The sequence below is a fragment of the Kitasatospora dryopteridis genome (assembly GCF_050749075.1).
In the GTDB taxonomy this organism is placed as follows: Bacteria; Actinomycetota; Actinomycetes; order Streptomycetales; family Streptomycetaceae; genus Kitasatospora.
Genome location: NZ_CP192749.1, coordinates 627,254 through 645,655, shown reverse-complemented (window position 1 = coordinate 645,655; position 18,402 = coordinate 627,254). Strand labels below are relative to the sequence as shown.

General features: G+C 75.1%; 15 protein-coding genes. 5 read left to right on the top strand and 10 right to left on the bottom strand.

Annotated features, from left to right (window positions below; genetic code table 11):
* Window positions 1-54: 54 nt before the first annotated feature.
* Together ACQ614_RS02830 and ACQ614_RS02825 are read right to left on the bottom strand one after the other, a co-directional pair.
* Window positions 55-1,359: an MFS transporter gene (locus tag ACQ614_RS02830; protein WP_431676545.1), complete on the bottom strand. Its 1,305-nt coding sequence runs from the start codon at window positions 1,357-1,359 to the stop codon at window positions 55-57.
* On the bottom strand, window positions 1,356-2,591 hold the full coding sequence (locus ACQ614_RS02825; protein WP_431676544.1) for an aminotransferase class V-fold PLP-dependent enzyme: 1,236 nt from the start codon (window positions 2,589-2,591) through the stop codon (window positions 1,356-1,358). Before ACQ614_RS02825 ends, ACQ614_RS02830 begins: the two co-directional genes overlap by 4 nt.
* Between ACQ614_RS02825 and ACQ614_RS02820 the strand changes: the two genes are divergently transcribed.
* Entirely contained in the window at window positions 2,590-4,011 is a 1,422-nt protein-coding gene (locus tag ACQ614_RS02820) for a PLP-dependent aminotransferase family protein (protein WP_431676543.1), read from the top strand. The genes ACQ614_RS02825 and ACQ614_RS02820 overlap by 2 nt on opposite strands.
* A 100-nt stretch (window positions 4,012-4,111) precedes the next feature.
* Here the strand turns inward: ACQ614_RS02820 and ACQ614_RS02815 are convergent, their stop codons facing one another.
* The 5 genes from ACQ614_RS02815 to ACQ614_RS02795 form a co-directional block, all read right to left on the bottom strand.
* Window positions 4,112-6,205: a hypothetical protein gene (locus ACQ614_RS02815; RefSeq protein ID WP_431676542.1), complete on the bottom strand. Its 2,094-nt coding sequence runs from the start codon at window positions 6,203-6,205 to the stop codon at window positions 4,112-4,114.
* Complete coding sequence (locus ACQ614_RS02810; protein WP_431676541.1) at window positions 6,202-8,010, bottom strand: HSP90 family protein; 1,809 nt, start codon at window positions 8,008-8,010, stop codon at window positions 6,202-6,204. Before ACQ614_RS02810 ends, ACQ614_RS02815 begins: the two co-directional genes overlap by 4 nt.
* Before the next feature lie 242 nt (window positions 8,011-8,252).
* Entirely contained in the window at window positions 8,253-9,089 is an 837-nt protein-coding gene (locus ACQ614_RS02805; RefSeq protein WP_431676540.1) for a universal stress protein, read from the bottom strand.
* A 334-nt stretch (window positions 9,090-9,423) separates the two neighbouring features.
* Entirely contained in the window at window positions 9,424-9,795 is a 372-nt protein-coding gene (locus ACQ614_RS02800) for a fic family toxin-antitoxin system, toxin component (RefSeq protein WP_431676539.1), read from the bottom strand.
* 167 nt (window positions 9,796-9,962) lie between these two features.
* Complete coding sequence (locus ACQ614_RS02795; RefSeq protein WP_431683810.1) at window positions 9,963-10,298, bottom strand: amidohydrolase family protein; 336 nt, start codon at window positions 10,296-10,298, stop codon at window positions 9,963-9,965.
* 74 nt (window positions 10,299-10,372) lie between these two features.
* Here ACQ614_RS02795 and ACQ614_RS02790 point away from each other — a divergent pair, with 74 nt between their 5' ends.
* Complete coding sequence (locus tag ACQ614_RS02790; protein ID WP_431676538.1) at window positions 10,373-10,759, top strand: hypothetical protein; 387 nt, start codon at window positions 10,373-10,375, stop codon at window positions 10,757-10,759.
* Between the two features lie 273 nt (window positions 10,760-11,032).
* Here the strand turns inward: ACQ614_RS02790 and ACQ614_RS02785 are convergent, their stop codons facing one another.
* Entirely contained in the window at window positions 11,033-12,553 is a 1,521-nt protein-coding gene (locus ACQ614_RS02785; RefSeq protein WP_431676537.1) for a glycoside hydrolase family 6 protein, read from the bottom strand.
* 286 nt (window positions 12,554-12,839) lie between these two features.
* Here ACQ614_RS02785 and ACQ614_RS02780 point away from each other — a divergent pair, with 286 nt between their 5' ends.
* Window positions 12,840-13,538 carry a DUF6882 domain-containing protein gene (locus tag ACQ614_RS02780; RefSeq protein ID WP_431676536.1) on the top strand — a complete coding sequence of 233 codons (699 nt, stop codon included), beginning with the start codon at window positions 12,840-12,842 and terminating at the stop codon, window positions 13,536-13,538.
* 507 nt (window positions 13,539-14,045) lie between these two features.
* Here the strand turns inward: ACQ614_RS02780 and ACQ614_RS02775 are convergent.
* Window positions 14,046-14,663 (bottom strand): TetR/AcrR family transcriptional regulator, encoded by a 618-nt coding sequence (locus ACQ614_RS02775; RefSeq protein WP_431676535.1) that lies wholly within the window; start codon window positions 14,661-14,663, stop codon window positions 14,046-14,048.
* 107 nt (window positions 14,664-14,770) lie between these two features.
* On the opposite strand from ACQ614_RS02775, the gene ACQ614_RS02770 reads away from it, so the two are divergent.
* Window positions 14,771-16,339 carry an MFS transporter gene (locus ACQ614_RS02770; protein ID WP_431676534.1) on the top strand — a complete coding sequence of 523 codons (1,569 nt, stop codon included), beginning with the start codon at window positions 14,771-14,773 and terminating at the stop codon, window positions 16,337-16,339.
* Between the two features lie 153 nt (window positions 16,340-16,492).
* On the opposite strand, the gene ACQ614_RS02765 is transcribed toward ACQ614_RS02770, so the two are convergent.
* Window positions 16,493-17,284, bottom strand: a complete 792-nt coding sequence (locus tag ACQ614_RS02765) for a hypothetical protein (RefSeq protein WP_431676533.1) — start codon at window positions 17,282-17,284, stop codon at window positions 16,493-16,495.
* 282 nt (window positions 17,285-17,566) lie between these two features.
* On the opposite strand from ACQ614_RS02765, the gene ACQ614_RS02760 reads away from it, so the two are divergent.
* Window positions 17,567-18,394: an MBL fold metallo-hydrolase gene (locus ACQ614_RS02760; protein WP_431676532.1), complete on the top strand. Its 828-nt coding sequence runs from the start codon at window positions 17,567-17,569 to the stop codon at window positions 18,392-18,394.
* Window positions 18,395-18,402 lie beyond the last annotated feature (8 nt).

Here is an 18,402-nt window from a genome sequence, read left to right as displayed (position 1 = left end):
CCTGGACGGCCCCCGCTGCCCCGGGCACGGCCCCGGGCAGCGGGGAGACGTTCGTCACCGGGGGAGCGAGGGTTCCTCCCCCGGCGCCGACGGCAGGGTGCGCAGGCGGACGACGGGGGAGAGGAACAGCCCGACGGCCACGGCGGCGGAGGCGACGGCCGCGACCGTCAGGGCGCCGCGGGCGCCGATCCGGCCGGCGAGGAGGCCGGCGGTCAGGCCGCCGAGTGCGCCGCCGCCGAACAGGAGGGTCCGGAAGGCGGCGGTCATCCGTCCCATCATCGACTGCGGCGTGAGCGCCTGCCGCAGGCTGACGATGACGACGCCCGCCACGCCCAGGCCGAGGTAGGTGGTGAAGAAGGACAGCACGAACATGCCGATCATCACCGGTCGCGGCCCGGCGGCCGCGGCGATCAGCGACGGTCCGAGCAGCAGCGCCGACTGGGCGACCAGGTAGACGCGGCCGACCGGGAAGCGCCGGACGACCCGGCGGGAGACGAGTGCGCCGATCAGTCCGCCGACGGAGGCGGTCGAGAAGACGGCGCCGAGGGCGGTCGGGTCCAGGCGGAGGTCGTGGGTGCCGTAGAGCAGGAACATCGTCCAGACGGTGATCATGGAGAAGTTGCAGCAGAACCCGATGAGCGCGAGCGCCCGCAGCACGCCGTCCCGCAGGACCCAGGCCAGGCCGTCCCGGAGCTCCCGCAGCAGGTGCCGCTCGGCAGCCGGTTCGGGGCGGGGTTCCGGGGTGCGGACGAGCAGCAGGGAGACGAGGGACACGGCGTACGAGCAGGCGTCCACGACCAGCGCGACCGGTGCGGTGAGGGCGGAGACCAGGACGCCCGCGAGCCCGGGGCCGGCCACGTCGGCGGCGGACGAGCTGGCGCCCATCTTGGCACTGGCCTCGACGTAGTGCGCGGGGCTCCGCACGAGCACCGGCACGTACGACATCCAGCTCACGTCGAAGACCACCGACGCGATGCCGACGGCGCAGGCGACGGCCATCAGGACGGGCAGGTCGAGGGCGTCCCACCAGTACAGCAGCGGTACCAGGGCGAGCAGCACCAGCCGGACGAGGTTGGCGCCCAGCATGACGGGCCGGCGGCGGACCCGGTCGGTCCACACCCCGACCAGCAGGGCGAGCCCGAGGTAGGGGACGAGCTGCAGGAAGCGCAGCAGCCCGACCTGTTCCTCGGTGGCACCGAAGGCCCGGATGGCGGTCAGCGGCAGGGCGAGGGCGGTGATCTGGGTGCCGAGCAGCGACACGGTCTCGCCGAGCCAGAAGCGGAGGAAGTCGCCGTTGTGCCAGAGGCTCTGCGCGGCCCCGGCGTCGACGGCAGCGGGCGCGGTGGGGGCCTGGGTCATCGGGTGCGCCCCGCCAGCTCGGCGATGCCCGCGGCGACCGCGTCCACCTCGTCCTCGGTGTTGTAGTAGTGCGGTGACAGCCGCAGGCACCACTCCACGTCCTTGTCGGCGAAGTCGAACTGCGCGAACTCCCGGAAGCTCAGAGCCGAGTTGATGCGGCGCTCGTCCAGCGCCGCCTTGAACGGCTGCGGCTGCCGACCCTCGATCGCGAAGGTGACCAGCGCGGCGGGCGCCGGACCGCGGTCGAGCAGCCGCACGCCGGGAACCCCGGCCAGCCGCTCGCGCAACCGCCCCGCCAGCGCGGGGGTCCGGCGGGCGACCGGGGCGATGCCGACCCGCAGGGCGTACCGGACGGCGGCGGCGCACCCGAGCACGGTCGCGTACGGGAACTCCCACTCCTCGAACCGGGCCGCGGTGTCGACCGGCCGGTAGCTGCCGGGTGCGGTCCAGCGCGCACCGTGCATGTCGACGTACAGCGGCTCGTACCCGGCCCGCAGCACCCGGTCGGAGACGTACAGGAAGCCCGAACCGCGCGGCCCGCGCAGGAACTTGCGGCAGGTCGCGGTGAGCAGGTCGCAGCCGATCTCCTCGACGTCGAGCGCGAACTGGCCGGCCGACTGGCAGGCGTCGACCAGGTACAGCAGGTCCAGCTCCCGGCAGTGCCGGCCGATCTCGGCCACCGGCTGGACCAGGCCCGAGTTGGTGGGCACGTGGGTGGCGGCGCCCAGGCGCGGGCGGCGGGAGCGCATCAGCGCGGCCATCGCCGCCACGTCCACCCCGCTGCCGTCCGGGTGGTCGGGGGCGTGCACGATCTCGACGCCGTGGCGCCGGCGCAGGGCGAGGAAGGCGATCTGGTTGGAGACGAAGTCGTTGCGGGTGGTGAGGACGACGTCGCCCGGGCGGAAGTCGATCGCGGAGAGCGCCTTGGTGTAGGCGTGGGTGGCGCTGGCGGCGAAGGCGATGTTGCCGGGCCGGGCGTTGACGAGCTCGGCGGTCGCCGCGTAGAAGTCGGCGATCCCGGCGGCCCGTGCGGCAGAGGCCTCGTAACCGCCGACGGCGGCCTCCAGTTGCAGGTGGTCGAGCATCGGCTGCAGCACCGGACGGGCCATCAGCCCGCAACCCGCATTGTTGAAGTGGATCACCGAGTCGCAGCCGGGAGTGTCGGCCCTCAGGGCGTCGAGATCGAGGAGCGGTTCCGGCGTCGAAGTGAAAGCGCTACCATGCTTCTTCATGTCCGACAGTAGCAGTACTGAGACTCTGCTGGCGATCCTCCGACGGGAGGTCGCCGGGCTCGCCCCCGGCGACCGGCTGCCCAGCAGCCGGGAACTGATCGCCCGTCACGGCGTCGGGCCGGTCACCGTGGCCCGCGCCATCGCCCAACTGGCCGCCGAAGGAACGGTGGTCACCCGCCCCGGCAGCGGCACCTACGTGGCACCGCGTCAGGCCCGCTCCGGCGACGCCCCCGGCGACACCTCCTGGCAGGCCATCGCCCTCGCCGGACGCGACCGGGGCACCATCGACGCCGACCCCGGCGAGGCCGACGGACCGCCCGCACCGCCACCGCCCGGCACGGTCCCCCTCTCCGGCGGCTACCTGCACGAGAACCTCCAGCCCACCCGGGCACTCGGCGCCGCCCTGGCCCGCGCCGCCCGCCGCCCGGACGCCTGGCACCGCGCCCCCGCCGCAGGCCTGGCGCCGCTGCGCGCGATCTTCGCCCGCCAGGCCGGCGGCACCGTCGGCCCGGAGGACGTCCTGGTCACGGGCGGCGGCCAGGGCGCACTCTCCATGCTGTTCCGCGCCGTCGCCGCACCCGGCAGCCCACTGCTCGTGGAGTCGCCCACCTACCCCGGCGCGCTCGCCGCCGCCCGCGCCGCCGGACTGCGCCCGGTACCCGTGCCGACGGACGAGGACGGTGTCCGCCCCGACCTGCTCGCCGACGCCTTCGCCATGACCGGGGCCCGGCTGTTCTACTGCCAGCCGACCTTCCACAACCCCACCGGCACCGTCCTCGCACCCCGACGCCGCCACCAGGTCGTCGACGTGGCCCGCGCCGCCGGGGCGTTCCTCGTCGAGGACGACTTCGCCCGCCACCTCGGCCACGGCGGACCGGTACCGCGACCGCTGGTCGCCGACGACCGCGACGGCACCGTCGTCCACCTCACCTCACTGACCAAACCGGCCTCCCCGAGCCTGCGGATCGGCGCCGTGATCGCCCGCGGCCCGGTGATGCGCCGCCTGCTGGCCATGCGCCGCGTGGACGACTTCTTCATCGCCCGCCCACTGCAGGAGGCCGCCGTCGAACTGCTCAGCACCCCGGCCTGGGACCGCCACCTGCGCTCCCTGGCCACCGCCCTGCGCGAACGCTGCGCCGTCCTGGCCGGCGCCCTCGCCCACGAGCTCCCCGACTGGACGCTCGCCCGGCCCCCGGCCGGCGGCCTCCACCTGTGGCTGCAACTGCCGGCCGGCCTCGCCGACACCGCCCTCACCGAAGCGGCCCGGACGCACGGCGTGGCCGCCAACCCCGGCCGCCACTACTTCCCGTCCGAACCGCCGGCCACCCACCTGCGCCTCAACTTCGCCGCCGCCACGGAGCCCGTCGACCTGACCGAAGCCGCCCACCGCCTCGCCACCGCCGCCCACTCCCTGACCTGACCGGACAAGGCAACCCCGCAGCCGGGTAACCAGAATGACGGACTGCCACTTGCCGATGGTCGCAGCTGCGGCAGCGGCCCGACCGCCGCCGAGTCTCCCGTCAGTCCTCCTCGTCGTCCAGGTCGGTCTCGTCCAGGCCGTGGGTGCTCAGGAGTTCGGCGGCCTCCTGGTCGGCGCCGCGGGCCTTCAGGGCTCTGACCAGCACCAGGATCTCCTCCCAGGCGTCGTCCGGGTCGTCCAGTACGTCGAGTGCGGCCCGGGCGGCCTCTTCGGCGGCGGCGGGGTCGCCGAGCCGCAGGTGCACCTCGCCGAGCTCGGTGAGCACCGCGTTGAGCGCTCCCTCGGTCTCGGCCGGCGGCCGGCGTTCGAGCAGGGCCCGGGCGGTCAGCAGCCGGTCGGCCGCCTCGCGGTGGCGGCCCGCGGACCGCAGGTGGCGGGCGTACTGGAGCAGGAGCTCGGTGACGGTACCCGTGTCCGCCTCCTCCGCGGCGGCGGTGCCGCCGTCGGCCGCCTCGCCGAGGAGATCGTCGAGGACGGTGCCGGTTTCGCCCAGCAGGTCGGCGAGGGTGCCGGAGACGGGGCCCCTGCCACCCCACGGGTGGCGGCGCAGTGCCTGCGCGAGGGCGGAGAGCCGATCGGCGTCCCGGTCGGCGGCGGCGAAACCGCGGGCGGCGGACAGGTACCGGGCGGCCGCCTCCGGGCCGTGGCCCAGCCATTCGCCGAGGCGGGCCTCGAGTTCGGGGCGCGGCGGCAGGGCCGGGGAGGAGGTCTGCGGATCCTGCGAGTCCAGGAGTTCGCCGAGGGCTGCGGCGGCCCGGCGCCACTCGCCGTCCTCGCGGTGGGCGCGGGCCAGCAGCCAGCGGCAGACCGCAGCCTCGCCGGCCAGCCCGAGGCGGCCCAGTTCGCGGACGGCCTCCTCGGCGGCCTCCGCGGCCTCCCCGTTCCGCTCGTCGGCCAGCAGGGCCTCGGCGGCTGCGACGCGGGTGCGGGCGGCCCCGGCGAGGTCGCCCGCGGCGGTCAGTGCCGCGACCCGGTCGACCAGCCGGCGGACCTTCTCGCCGCCGCGGTTCTGCAGATCCCGCTCGAAGACGGACAGCGGGGTCGGCTCGCCGATCGGCCCCGCGTTCATCCACTCCCGCATCCGGGTGCTCTGGTACGTGTTGCCGTTGCGGGTGTCGAAGCGGGCCGCGACGGACAGTGCCCGTGCCCGCAGTTCCGCGGCGAGGTCGGTGACCCGGGCGTCCGGGCGGCGCCGGCCCTCCACCGCGGGGAAGCGCAGGGTCGATGCGCCCTCGCCCCCTGCCTCCACGGCGGAGAGGACGGCGGCGGCCGCCGCGGCGAACTCCATCTCCGCGAACGGGGTGCGTGCGCGGTCCAGCCAGGACAGGTGGCGCTCGACGAGGTCGAGTCCGCGCCCCAGGTTCCCGGAGTGCACGCAGAACAGCACGTTGGAGGCCAACTCGCCCAGGTGGTGCGGGTTGTCGCGGATACGGCGGTAGGCGCTGCGGTGCGCCTCGGCCGCCTGCTCGCCGAGGCCGGTGCGGACGTAGGGCAGCAGCAGCTCGGAGTTGATCCACTGCGGCTGCTCGGTGCAGCCGGAGCGCCGGGCGGGCCTGCCGATGCGGATCGCCTCCTCGTCCCGGCCGAGCGCCACCAGGGTCCGTACCTGGCTGCTGGGCACGCAGCCGGAGCAATCGGACAGCCCGTCACGGCGGGTCAGCGCCATCTGCTCGTAGAAGTCCTGGGCCTGCTCGAGGTCGCCGAGGCTCTCGGCGACCAGGCCGCGGTGCTGGAGGACGGCGTGCATGCTGTGGCCGCCGCGGCGGTAGCGCCGCTCCATGTCGTCCAGCAGGTCGAGCGTCCGCCCGAGCGGGACCTCGGGGAACTGCTGGACGCTGTAGACCATCCACTTGAACTGCCAGAGCAGCGTGTGCTCGTGATGGCCGGCGAAGCGCTCGGGCTCCCGGTCGTAGGCGGCCAGGCACCAGGAGAAGGTGAGGAACGCCTTGGACGGCACCCAGCTGTGCTGGAACACCGAGGTGGCCGACATGCGGACGTCGAAGGCGAACTCCACCAGCCCCAGCGCGTCGGCGTGGCGGATCACCTCCTCCAGCGCGGCGAACTTCGCCGGGCCGGCCGGCATGCCGTGGGTGCTGTGGTAGAGCTCCCGCAGTTCCTGCTCGGTACGGCTCATGCGGCACCCCCGGCGACGGCCCGGCCGATCAGGCCGAGGAAGGACTGGTTGAGCGCCGCGGTGTCCGCCGGGCGCAGCGGGTGGTGGCCGAGCAGCAGGGCCTGGACGTACAGGCCCTCCAGACACATCGCCTGCAGTCCGGGGTCGGCCAGCGTCAGCACCTGCCTGGCCAGCGGGTTGCGGTGGTTGAGCACCAGGCGGGGCCGGGGCTCGGCGGTGGACTGGAAGCTGCCGAGGATCGCCGCCCAGGTCTCGTCCACATGCTCGCGGGCGCCGCGGACGTCCAGCTGGAACGCGGTGTCATCGTCCAGCAGGTACAGGGCGGGCAGGCCGGACGGCTCGAAGGAACGCACCAGCAGGTCGCAGCCGAGCCGGGCGAGCACCCGGTCGGCCCCGGCCAGGACGGGCGCGAGCGCCTGCTCCTCGGCCGCGTCCAGCCGCTCCAGGTGCGTGGCCAGGTCGGCGGCGCGCAGCTGCTCGACCTCCAACTGCCGGTCCGTGGTGGCGAGCCGGTCGATCAGCTCGGCGTCGTAGACGTAGCCGGCGTTGACCACGGCCAGGCCCTGGGCGGCGGCCACCGGTGCCAGCTGGCGGAACTCGTCGAGCAGCGGGGTGAACCGCAGCAGCCCGTAGCGGTCGGTGAACTCGGCGAGGGTGAGCGGGCCGACGTTGGTCTCCATCGGCCAGAACTCCGTGACCAGGCGCAGCATCTCGTCGTCGTGCAGGGCGAGCGCCTTGACGCCCAGGTGGTGCACGCGCAGGAACGCCCGCAGCCGGGCCGGCTCCTGCACGCTCAGCCGCACCAGCCAGCCGCGCAGCTGCTCGCCGAGCGCGTCCCGGGTGGCTTCCAGCAGGGAGTCCTCGTACAGCGCCTCGCGGCTTGCGGTGGGCCGGAGTTCGGCGGTGTCGACCACGCAGCGGACGAAGAACGCCCACTCCGGCAGCAGCCGCTCGGCGCCCTCGGACAGCAGCATCTGCTTCAGGTACACCCGGTGGGCGGCGGGGACGGCGGGGTTGGCCGGCATCGGCAGCACGAACGCCACCCCGCGCAGGCCGGCCTCGGCGGCGGCGACGTCCACCACGTCGAACGGCGTGAAGCCGAAGACGTCCTCGCAGTAGGCCTCCAGGCGGGCCCGGCGCGCGGCCGGGCTCTCCCCGTCGGGCCGGTCCCACGGGGCCCGGCCGCCGGTGACGGTCTCGCCGTCGACCGTGACCGGGTGCGGAAGTCGTGCGCCGTAGTGGGTGACCAGCCCGGTCACCGCGCGGCGGGTCAGCAGGTGCTCGCAGCCGGGGCGGGGGCGCAGGGTGACGGTGGTGCCGACCTCCTCGCGCTGCCGGTCGGCCGGGGCCTGCTCGACCTCGTAGCCGCCGTCGGAGCGGCCGCGCCACAGCACGGTGGGCTCGCCGGCGCGGCGGGTGGTCACCTCGATCGCGTCCGAGACCATGAAGCAGGACAGCAGACCGATGCCGAACTGGCCCAGGAACTCGTGTCGGGCGAAGCCCAGGTCGTCGCGCTTGGAGCTGCGGCCGATGGTCGCCAGCAGCTCGTGGACCTGGGCCTCGCTCAGGCCTATGCCGTTGTCGCTGACGGTCAGTGAGCCGTCCCCGGTCGCGTCGCCGGAGGTGATGGTGATCCGGCCGCTGTGCGGCGCCGCCTCCGCGGCGTCCTGGCGGACGGCGGTGATCGCGTCGACCGCGTTCTGCAGCAGCTCGCGGGCGTACACCTGTGGGCTGGTGTACAGGTGATGGCTCAGCAGATCGACGATTCCCCGCAGATCGACGCGGAAGGTCTGGCTCACGGACATGCTCCCTGATCTTGGCTGGGATGCACCTTAGAGCCGGCCGCCGACACAGGGGAGTGAATTTCGACCGCCGGTTCGGCCTGCGGCGGAGTGTCGGGCACGGCAGGCCGGCGGGGTGACCCTGCCGGAGGCCCGCTGCGGGTCCGCCCCGGCCCGGTTGTCCGACCTCCTCCCGGAGCCGGACCGGCGCCTGCCGGGCCTGCCTCGGTCGGAGGGGGCCGGCCGGACACGGGCATGCCCTGGACTCAGACCACTCCCGGCGAGGGGTGGCGGACGACGGCGACGGGGCAGTGGGCGTGCTGGATCACCGCCTGGCTGGTGGAGCCGAGGAGCAGACCGGCGAAGCCGCCCCGGCCGCGGGCACCGACCACCAGTAGTTGGGCCTCCTTGCTCGCCCCGAGCAGCGCGGGGCGGGTGTGCTGCTCCACCAGCCGGGTCCGGACCTCGACCTCCGGGTACCGTTCGCGCCGGCCGGCCAGGGCCTCGGCGAGCACCCGCTCCTCCTGGTCGGCCCGGTCCGTGCGGGCGTGCCAGGCGTGCAGGGCGGTCAGACCCGCCCGGCGCACGGAAGCCTCGGCGAAGGCGAATTCCACCGCCTCGGCACCCCGCTCCGAGCCGTCCACGGCCACCAGTACGTCGCCCGTCGGATCAGGACGACCGCGGGTGATGAGCACCGGGCAGGCGGCGTGCGCCGCCAGGTGCACGGCCACCGAACCGATCAGCAGGGCGCCGAACCGGCCCAGCCCCCGGCTGCCGACGACCACCAGGCACGCGTCGCGCGCCCGGCCGACGAGCACGCCCAGCGCCTCACCTGTGACGATCTCCCCGGCGACGTCCATCTCCGGATCCAGCGTGCGTGCACGGCGCTGTGCGTCCTCGAGGATGCCCTCGGCCTGGTGCTGCAGTCCGCCCTCTGCCGGGCCGACCTTCGGCGGCCCGACCGACACGTGCATGAGCGGCCAGATGAACGCGTGCACGATCCGCAGCCCGCAGCCGCGCAGTCGTGCCTCACGGACCGCCGCCGTTACCGCGGCCAGGCTCGCCTCCGAGCCGTCCACACCCACCAGCACGGGCTTGCTCATCCTGCTGCCTCCTGTCGGAGCACCGGACGCTCCCGGGCGCCCGGGCCACCGGATCCTCGTGCCCGCGGTGCGGGCCGGGCGGTGAACGCCGGGCCGGACGTGTCGACGGGCCGGAGCGGTGGACCGGGTCGCCGTTGCCCTCGGGGCCGTCCCGGTTGCGGCAGGTGAGGTCTTCCGGGGCAGTGGCCGAAGAGCGACCCGGGCACCGGTGGCCGCCGGCCGAGTGTCCGTGCGTGCGTGCCCTTCGCGCGAACGTCCGCACCATGGTCTGCCGCGCTCGGGCCCGGCGGCAACCCGACCGGGTGCACCGCCCGGGCGGACGGCTCCGGCCGGTTCAGGCCGCCCAGGTCCGCAGGACGGCGGCGAGGTCGGCCGCGGTGGAGCCCGCGCGCCCCAGTTCGGCGGCCATGGACGTCACCCGCTCCTGGTCCAGCTTGACCGCGACCCCGCTGGCCACCAGGTAGCCGTGCGCAACGGCCACGGCCACCCGGAGGTTGGAGCGCTCCAGCCAGGGCAGCCGGCCGAGCGTGTGCGCGAGGGCCGCGGCCCGCGCGAAGGCCCCGTCGTAGACGTCCCGCCCGGCGACCACCGCCCGGTGCCGCTCCACGGCGGCGATCGCCACCCCGTAGTCGACCGGCGCCGGATCGCCCACCCCCGCCCGCTCGGCCACCTCGAGGATCCACGCGAGATCGACGTGCAGGATCACGCCGCCTCGATCCCGTCGGCCGGACGGCCGCCGCGGCCGGCGGTCCCGCCCCTGCGGGCGCCCACCTGAGTCTTCGCCATACCGCCGAAGATAGCAGGTGATAGCAGGCGGCCGCCGACGGCTCGCCACCCGGGAGGCGCGGGCCGCGGCGTACCGGTGGCGGGCGGTCAGCCGGCCCGGTGGACGACCTCGCCGCCGAGCACACCCAGCTCCACCCGGGTGTCCGGGTAGGCCTCGGGCTCGACGGCGAACAGGTCCCCGGAGAGCATCACCAGGTCGGCGTGCCTGCCCGGCGTGAGGCTGCCGAGCCGGTCCTCCAGGTGGACGGCGTAGGCGCTGCCCAGGGTGTAGCCGCGCAGCGCGGTCGCCAGGTCGAGCGTCTCGCCGGGCATCCACGGCTCGCCGCCGTCCCGCTGGAGCTCGCGGACCAGCGCCGCATCCAGGCCGTCCAGCACGGCAGCCACACCCTTCCCCCGTCCGTGATCCCGTCCCGCCGAGAGCAGTCGGCCGTCGCAGGCCGGTGGCCGCGGCGGCCGGTCACGGCGGAGCCCGGGCCCACGAGGTGCCGGCGGGGACGGTGGCCGACCGGGAACAGCTCCACACCCACCTGGAGGCGGCCTGGCGGACCATGCGCGACAACCTGCCGGTCGTGATCGCGCTGTTCGAATCGACCATGGCCGACGCCCCGCACTCCGGCCGGGCGCGGCAACGCCTCACCCAGGACACTGACATGCTCCGCGACCACCTGGAGTACATGCGCGACCGCGGCAACCCCCTGCCGGGCGACCCCACCCTCGTGGCCGCGGCCATGGGCGGCATGCTCTCGATGCTCGCCTACGCGCTGCTCACCTCGGAGTCGGCCGGCAGGCCCGACGAGGAGGTCGTCGACACCCTCACGGATCTCCTGCTCAACGGCCTGACCGGGCCCGGCCGCCCCGATCGGGACGGCACGGGCGCCGGGTAGGAGAGCGGAACGGGACCACGGCACGGCCGCTTCCCGACGGCCGTTCCGGCCCGGGCCGCGAGCGGGGCGGCGGTGCCGAGCACGGCCGCGGTCGCGAGTGCGGTGGTGACGACGACCGTGCGCCGGGCGGCGACGGCACCCGGTCGGTGCAGGGCGGGCCGGATGCTCGCGACGGCCGTCTCCCGGCGCGCCGGGCGTCCGCGCAGGTTCGAGTCCTGCCCCCCTGCGCCGAAGGGGAGGACGGCCGGTTGCACCTGCCGCCCGGACCGGCGGTCAGCGGCCGTCGATCAGGGCCTCCGCGAGGTCGGGGGAGAAGACGCCCGCGGCGGGGGAACCGGCCGGGCACTGGGCGGAGTTGCCGTCCGAGTCGCCCGGGTTCTTGATCCAGAGGCGGTACTCGGCGGTGCCGGCTGCGCCGCTGCCCGCACGGGAGGTGACGCCGAGCTTGCGTCCGGCCGGGTTGCAGAAGCCCACGTGCCCGCTGCCCGGCACACCCGGGGTCAGGTAGCCGCCGTTGCCGTTGCGCGAGGTGTCCACCACCCAGCGGGAGGCGATGCCCCGGTCGGCCTTGAGCCGGGCGGCCAGCCGGCTGCCGTAGTCGTCGGAGACCGCGTCGGAGTCGAAGTTCGAGACGTTCACCGCGAAGCCGCGGGTCATCGAGACGCCGGAGCTGTCGAGCAGTTCGGCCATCCGCTCGAGGCCGATGCCCCGGGTGTCGTCCAGGTCCGGGCCGAGCGTCCAGGTGGCGTTGCCCGCGTCCAGGTACGTCTGTACGAGGCCGCCCTGCTGCTGCAGGCGCTGCGCCGCGTACCGGAGCATGTCGAACCGCGCCTGCTCGCCGCCCTTCATGCAGCCCGCGTCCGAGGACTGGGCCACGGCGTCCGGCTCCAGGACGACGACGGCGGGGCGTCCGGCGATGCCCCGGGCGAATTTGTCGATCCAGGCCTTGTACTTGGCCGGGTCGCCGGCGCCGCCAGAGGAGGCCCCGCCGCAGTCCCGCCCGGGGATGTCGTACGCGACCAGGACGGGCAGCCGGCCCTGGGCGGCCGCGGCACCCACGTAGCCGCCGACCTCCGCGCCGATGTCGGTGGCCGGATTGCCGTCGGCGTCCCAGTCGCCGAACCACTTCACCGTGCTCCGGTCCGCGATCGCCGACCTGATCTTCGCGGCGCGGCCGTCCGCGGGGTGCTTGCCGACCCAGGCGGCGGCGTTGTTGCCGGGGTCGACGTAGAAGCCCTCGCGGGCGGTGGAGGTGGTCAGCGAGACGTTGTCGAAGGTGAACACCGTCCTGGCCGGCAGGCCGCCGAGCTGGAGCGTGATCGCGCCGCCGACCGTGTCGACCTGCGAGGTGAACGTCCAGCTGAAGTGCTTGGACGCGGTGCCGACGGCGGCGTCCTCGGCCAGCGTCGTCGTCCAGGGGCTGTCGTTGAGCTGGACGGTGGCCTTGATCGTCGCTGCGGCGGTGGCCTTCGCGTCGAACGAGAGCGTGTAACGGGCACCCTTGCGCAGCCTGAGGTCGGCCTGGCCGACCATCGCGTCCCAGAGGTTCACCGGGCCGCCGGCCGACGTCCTGGACTCGACCGTCGCCGTCAGGGCGCCGCCCGTTGCGGCGAGTGCGGCCTTCTGCGACCACCAGGAGGCGGTGCCGGAGGTGAACGTGCCGTTCAGGGCGAGCTCGCCGTACACGGCCTGGGAGGGGGCGGCCGAGGAGGAAGGTACGGCGGTGCCCAGCAGGGCGGCCGCCACGGCCGCGGGTACGATCGCGGCACGGAGCCGGCGGCGGGTGGTCGTCATCCTCACGTCCTTGCGTCGGGGTCTTCCGGCGTGCCGACCACCTGACGGGTGATCAACGGACCACCCTACGGACGGAATCGCGTCATGCAGCACAGGGTTCACTTACCGGGGGATGCAGGGAGCGTGCGGTCGGGATCGGTCGGCCGGGAAGACCGTCGGTAGATCGGATGCGCCTTACAACTGTCGAGCCGAGCTCCCGCACCGGCCCTCCGTGCGGCGGGCACCCGGGCGGGCCCGGGCGGGCCCGGGCGGCGGGGGTGTCGGTGGTGGGCGGTAGGAATGGTCCGTGACCACCGCATTCAGTGACGCGCTCCTGCAGGCCGCCGAGTACCACGCCGCGTGGGGGGCCGAGCAGCTCGAAACGCTCAACACCCATGTCCCGGGCGGGCCGTGGACGGCGGACCTGGAGGCCCGTCTGTTCCGGCAGGGCGGGCGCGAGTTCACCTTCTCCGTCCTCGGCACCTTCGACCCGGCCGAGCGGTCCTGGCTGTGGGGCTGGGCGAACCCGGGCCTGCGCGGCATACCCGCGGTCGCCGTCACCGAAGGCGCCCACGCGTTCGGCCTCCGCCACGGCATCCCCGAACTCACCGAGGAGTTCCTCGACCTGGCCGGCTTCCCCGACCCCCGGTACGCCGCGGAGACGCTCGCCTTCGCCGCCATGGGCATCACGGGCTCCGCCGGTTACCTGGGCGTCGACGCCGGGCCCACCACCCGGCTCTACCTCGTCCCGGACGACCCGCAGGTGCCGCGGGCGGTGCCCGAGCCGGTCACCCTGCCGCGCTTCCTGCTGACCGGCGCCGGACTGTTCGGCCGCTCCGCCCGCAACGCCGTCACCGGCTACCTCGACCACCACGGCCTCCCCCACCACCAGGAGGAGGCCCGGGTCCGCGCGGCGCTCCCCGACGGCTCGGCCGTCACCGTGGACTTCGACCCCGCCGGACGCATCGCCTCCGTCCACGTGGACGCGGTCGCCCCACGGGCCTGACAACGCAAGGAAGGCGGAGCGGCACACGAACGGGCAGGCAGGAGAAGGGGTGAGCGGCACCAGGGACGCGGCACGGGCGGCGGAGCTGCTGGACGAGCCGCTGCGCGGCCGGGCCCTTACGGAGCTCGGGGTCGAACGCCCCGCAGAGCCGGAGCGGCCCACGGCACCGGTGGACCCGACCGGGCCGCTGCGCGCTGCGGGCAGCGTCCTGCAGGCGGACGCGGTGCTCACCGCAGCGGGGGTGCCGGACTGGGCCGCACTCGCCGCCGCGCAGCGGCGCGAGCCGTTCGGCCTGCCGCAGCAGCGTGCGCTGATAGCCCGCCCGGACTGCCCGGACTGCCCGGACTGCCCGGACTGCCCGGACGCGCTGACGGCCGCTCTGCTGCCGGGCTTCGACGGCACCCTGCCGGAGGCCCTGGCCGCCGCCCGGGCGTCCGCCGCCCGACGGGCGATGAGCCGGCGGCCGCCCCGTACGGGCCGTGGCCGGCGGCGCGTCCGGCGCCGCCGTCAGAGTCCGCGGGCGACGGTGGCGAGCACGGTCTCGACGGCGAGCCGTACCTCGTCGGCGGGGAGGTCGTGCAGCGGGCCGTCGACGAGCAGGTCGGCCAGGCCGTGCACGGCGGACCAGGCCGCGTACTCCGCGCCGGGCCGCCGCTCGGGCGGGATCGCGCCGACCTCGACGAGCTCGTCGAGGCGGGCGGCGAGCAGGGTGTACGGGTCGGTGCTGCCGGCCCCGGGGTCCGGCCGGGGCAGCCCGCCGCCGTGCGCGGCTGCGCCGGAGAAGGCGGTGCGGAACCAGCCGTGCTCGGTGACGGCGAAGTCGACGTAGGCGCGGCCGATGGCCGCCAGCCGGGCCCAGGCGCGGGGGACCGGTTCGTCCTCGGCGACCTGGTCGGTGCGGCGGACCATCAGCAGGCCGAGCTGCTCCATGCAGCGGGCGGCGACGGCGGCCAGCAGCTCCCGGTGGTCGGCGAAGTGCCGGTAGGCGGCGTTGTGGGAGACGCCGGCCTCGCGGCTGACGGCGCGGAGCACCACGGCCGACGGCCCGCCGGCACGGGCCAGCGCGACGCCGGCGGTGACCAGGGCCTCGCGGAGGTTGCCGTGGTGATATGTCCGTTTCTCCAAGGTTTCACCACTTTCGAGGCTGGGTGTTGACAGTGTCCACTTTGGGTGGAAACGTGTCAATCACCGCATGTTGTCGCTGTCAACATGCCCGGCGGATGGAGCCACTCATGCCCGCCCTCACCCCTCGCCGCCGCGCGCTCGTCCTGGCCACGGTCTGCCTCGCCGCCTTCGCGATCAACCTCGACACCACGATCGTGAACGTGGCCCTGCCGGACCTGAGCCGGGAGCTGGGCGCCACCACCCGCGACCTGCAGTGGGTCGTCGACGGCTACAACCTGGCCTTCGCCGCGCTGGTGCTCGCCGCGGGCTCGCTCGGCGACCGGTTCGGCCGCAGACCCGCCCTGCTGCTCGGGCTCGCCGGGTTCGCCGCCACCAGCGCGCTCGGCAGCGCGGCCGGTTCACCGGCGGCCCTGGTGGCGGCCCGGTTCGCCATGGGCGCCTGTGCGGCGATCATCTTCCCCACCACGTTGTCGATCATCACCAACACCTTCCCCGACCGCCGGTCCAGGGCCAAGGCGGTCGGCGTGTGGGGTGCCGTCACCGGCCTCGGCGTCGCGGTCGGCCCGGTGGTCGGCGGCCTGCTGCTGGCCCACTTCGGCTGGCCGTCGGTGTTCCTGGCGCTGGTGCCGGTCGCGCTCGTCGCACTGGCCGCGACCTGGGCCTGGGTGCCGGAGTCGAGCGAACCCGCCGCTGCGCGCCTGGACCTGCCCGGGCTGGCCGCGTCCTCGGCCGCCATCGGCATCCTGGTCTACACGATCATCGAGGCGCCGAACCGCGGCTGGGGCGCCCCCGCCACCGTGGCCGGTTTCGCCGCCACCGCCGTGCTCACCGCGGCCTTCGTCCGGATCGAGCGCAGCCGCGCCCATCCGATGATCGACATGACGCTCTTCCGCACCCCGGCCTTCTCGGCCGCCAGCGGCTCGGTCACCCTCGCCTTCTTCGCCCTCTTCGGCTTCATCTTCCTGGTGACCCAGTACTTCCAGTTCATCCGCGGCTACGGCACGCTCTCCACCGGTGTGCGCATCCTGCCGGTCGCGCTGACCATCGCCGTCGGCTCGCTCGGCGGGGTCGCCCTGGTCGCCCGGCTCGGCACCCGCGCCGTGGTCACCACCGGCCTCGTCCTGCTCGGCGTCTCCTTCGCCTGGATCGCGGCCTCGCCCGCCTTCATGTCCTACGAACGGATCGTCGGCCAGATGGTGCTGATCGGCCTCGGCCTCGGACTGACCACCGCCCCGGCCACCGAGTCGATCCTCAGCGTGCTGCCGCCGGCCAAGGCCGGTGTCGGCTCCGCGGTCAACGACGCCACCCGCGAGGCGGGCGGCACCCTCGGCGTCGCCGTCCTGGGCTCGGTGTTCACCTCGCTCTACGCGAGCCGCCTCGCCGAGACGGCCTTCGCCGGGCTGCCGCCGCACACCGCCGCGGCCGCCGAGGACTCGGTCGCGTCCGCCCTCGGCACCGCCGCGGGCCTCGGCCGGGCCGACCTGCTGACCGCCGTCCAGTCCTCCTTCATGGACGCCTTCCACCTGGCCTGCCTGGTGGCCGCCGGCGTCTGCCTGATCGGCGCGGTCGCCGCCCGGCTCGCCCTCCCCGGACGCCCCACCGCCGGCCCGACGCCGGCCGCGGCCCGTCCGGCCGAGCAGCGCACCGCCGTACGGGCGGGGCAGCGGCAACCCTGACCCCGACCGGGCGGACGGCTCGAACGTCCCCGCCGCCGGACCGACGCTCCGTCCGAGGGAGCGCCGGTCCGCGTGCGCGGTGTCCCGATACCGGTTGAGGAGCGCTTCGCGCAGCAGTGGCACCACGGAAATGGCACCGGCCGCCGGGCCGATTCAGATGCCGGGGCCGGCGGAGTCGGAGCCGAGGGCCCAGGACTCGGCGTAGCCCGTACCGCCGTCGGAACGGCTGACGATGTCCCTGGCCGTCCGCCCGCCGAGCATGCCGGTCCGGGCCGCGAAGACCGGCAGCAGGGCCCGCAGGGCGCGGCGACCGTGGAGCGCGACCAACAGGGCTGCCTCGTCGGCCGGGCCGGGGCGGTCCACCGGGCGGGCCGGCGCCCGAGGGGCCGGGGGCAGCGGGTGGAGCCGCCTCCGGCTGGCGAGCTCGCGGCGGCCGGCGGCGGTCCGGGGGCCGATGGTGAGCAGTGCCAGGCCCGCTGCGGCGACCGGTGCGCCCAGGACGGCGGAGCCGTGCAGGATCGCGGCCGCCGCAGCGCCCGCGGTGCCAAGTGCGACCACGTACGCCGCGGCCCTCCGGAGGAGCCCGCAGAGCAGGTGACGGGCGACCAGCTCCCGCCGGGCCCGGAGCACCACGGGCAGCGCCGCCACGTCGGCGAGCGCGAGCGGCCTCGCCAGAACGCTGCGCACCGCCCGGTGCAGTGGCGTCGGCGTGCCGGGCGGCTTCGCCGGCCCCTGCAGCCGCAGCCGTCCGCCGCGGTCGGCGTCGAGCGGGCCCGCGAGCCGGTATTCGACGACGACGACCACGAGGGCGGCCCTCGAACCCCCGCGGAGTGCCGCGAGGTGCGCGGTGGTCAGGCCGTCCGTCCGGCCGCGCAGCGGCCGCAGGCGCAGGAGTGCGGCAGTGGCGAGTCCGGCCAGTGCCCAGGCCGCCCAGGACGTTCCCATCATCGACCTCCGGGTGCGGGAAGGGGCGGCGGCGGGGGAGCACTGCAGCGACCGCTGCCGTCGGCCTGAACGGAAGAATTCCCGAACTCGGCGGCTCAAAGCCGGACTTGAGCACCCTCAGAGGTTTCTTCCGAAGGCGGCCGCGCCGACCGCGTACGCGTGGGTGCCGCATGATTCCTACCCGCTGGTACGCTGCCGCGCGGCATCGATGCCCCGGCACCATCCGCAGACCACGACGACCGGCCACGACGCCCGCCGGCGTCCGAGACGCCTGGAGGCCCCGTGCGAGTGCACCACCTGGACTGCGCCACCATGTGCCCCATCGGCGGCCGACTCCTGCTCGGCAGCGGCGGACCGCTGGTCGGCAGGCTGTCCGCACACTGCCTGCTGATCGAGGGCCCGACGGGGCTGATCCTGGTCGACACCGCATTCGGGGCCGACGACGTCGCCGACCCGCGGCGGCTCGGCCGGCAGTTCCTGTCGGTCGTCCGGCCCCGGCTCGACCTCGCGCGCACGGCACTGCACCAGGTCCGCGCGCTCGGGTACCGACCCGAGGACGTGCGCCACATCGTGCTGACCCACCTCGACCTCGACCACGCGGGCGGGATCGGCGACTTCCCGCACGCCCGGATCCACGTCCTCGACGACGAACTCCGGGCCGCCCGGGCCCGGTCCACCCGCGCAGAACGGGACCGCTACCTCCCGGCGCAGTGGGCGCACGGCCCGCTCTGGGTGGAACACCCGCGGGAGCGCGCCACCGAGGGCTGGTACGGCCTGCAGGGGATCCGGATCCTGCCGGGCGAAGTGCCCGACCTGCTCCTGGTGCCGCTGGCCGGCCACTCCCGCGGCCACTGCGGCGTCGCCGTCCGCGAGGCCGACGGCTGGCTGCTCCACTGCGGAGACGCGTACTTCTCGCACACCGACGTCGACCCCCGATCCCCGCGCCGCCCGCTCGGCCTGACGGCCTTTCAACGCCTGGTGGCCGTCGACGACCGCGCCCGCCGCGACACCCTCGAACGCCTCCGCGACCTGCGCCGCACCCACGCCGACGAGGTCCGGCTGATCTGCGCCCACGACCCGTTCGACCTCGCCACCGCGGCAGGCCGGTGATCGGTGTG

Coding starts and splice junctions, on each gene's coding strand:
- ACQ614_RS02825 (WP_431676544.1), bottom strand. CDS start 2,591: ATGAAGAAGCATGGTAGCGCTTTCACTTCGACGCCGGAACCGCTCCTC.
- ACQ614_RS02785 (WP_431676537.1), bottom strand. CDS start 12,553: ATGACGACCACCCGCCGCCGGCTCCGTGCCGCGATCGTACCCGCGGCC.
- ACQ614_RS02830 (WP_431676545.1), bottom strand. CDS start 1,359: ATGACCCAGGCCCCCACCGCGCCCGCTGCCGTCGACGCCGGGGCCGCG.
- ACQ614_RS02815 (WP_431676542.1), bottom strand. CDS start 6,205: ATGAGCCGTACCGAGCAGGAACTGCGGGAGCTCTACCACAGCACCCAC.
- ACQ614_RS02770 (WP_431676534.1), top strand. CDS start 14,771: ATGCCCGCCCTCACCCCTCGCCGCCGCGCGCTCGTCCTGGCCACGGTC.
- ACQ614_RS02765 (WP_431676533.1), bottom strand. CDS start 17,284: ATGGGAACGTCCTGGGCGGCCTGGGCACTGGCCGGACTCGCCACTGCC.
- ACQ614_RS02820 (WP_431676543.1), top strand. CDS start 2,590: ATGTCCGACAGTAGCAGTACTGAGACTCTGCTGGCGATCCTCCGACGG.
- ACQ614_RS02810 (WP_431676541.1), bottom strand. CDS start 8,010: ATGTCCGTGAGCCAGACCTTCCGCGTCGATCTGCGGGGAATCGTCGAT.
- ACQ614_RS02805 (WP_431676540.1), bottom strand. CDS start 9,089: ATGAGCAAGCCCGTGCTGGTGGGTGTGGACGGCTCGGAGGCGAGCCTG.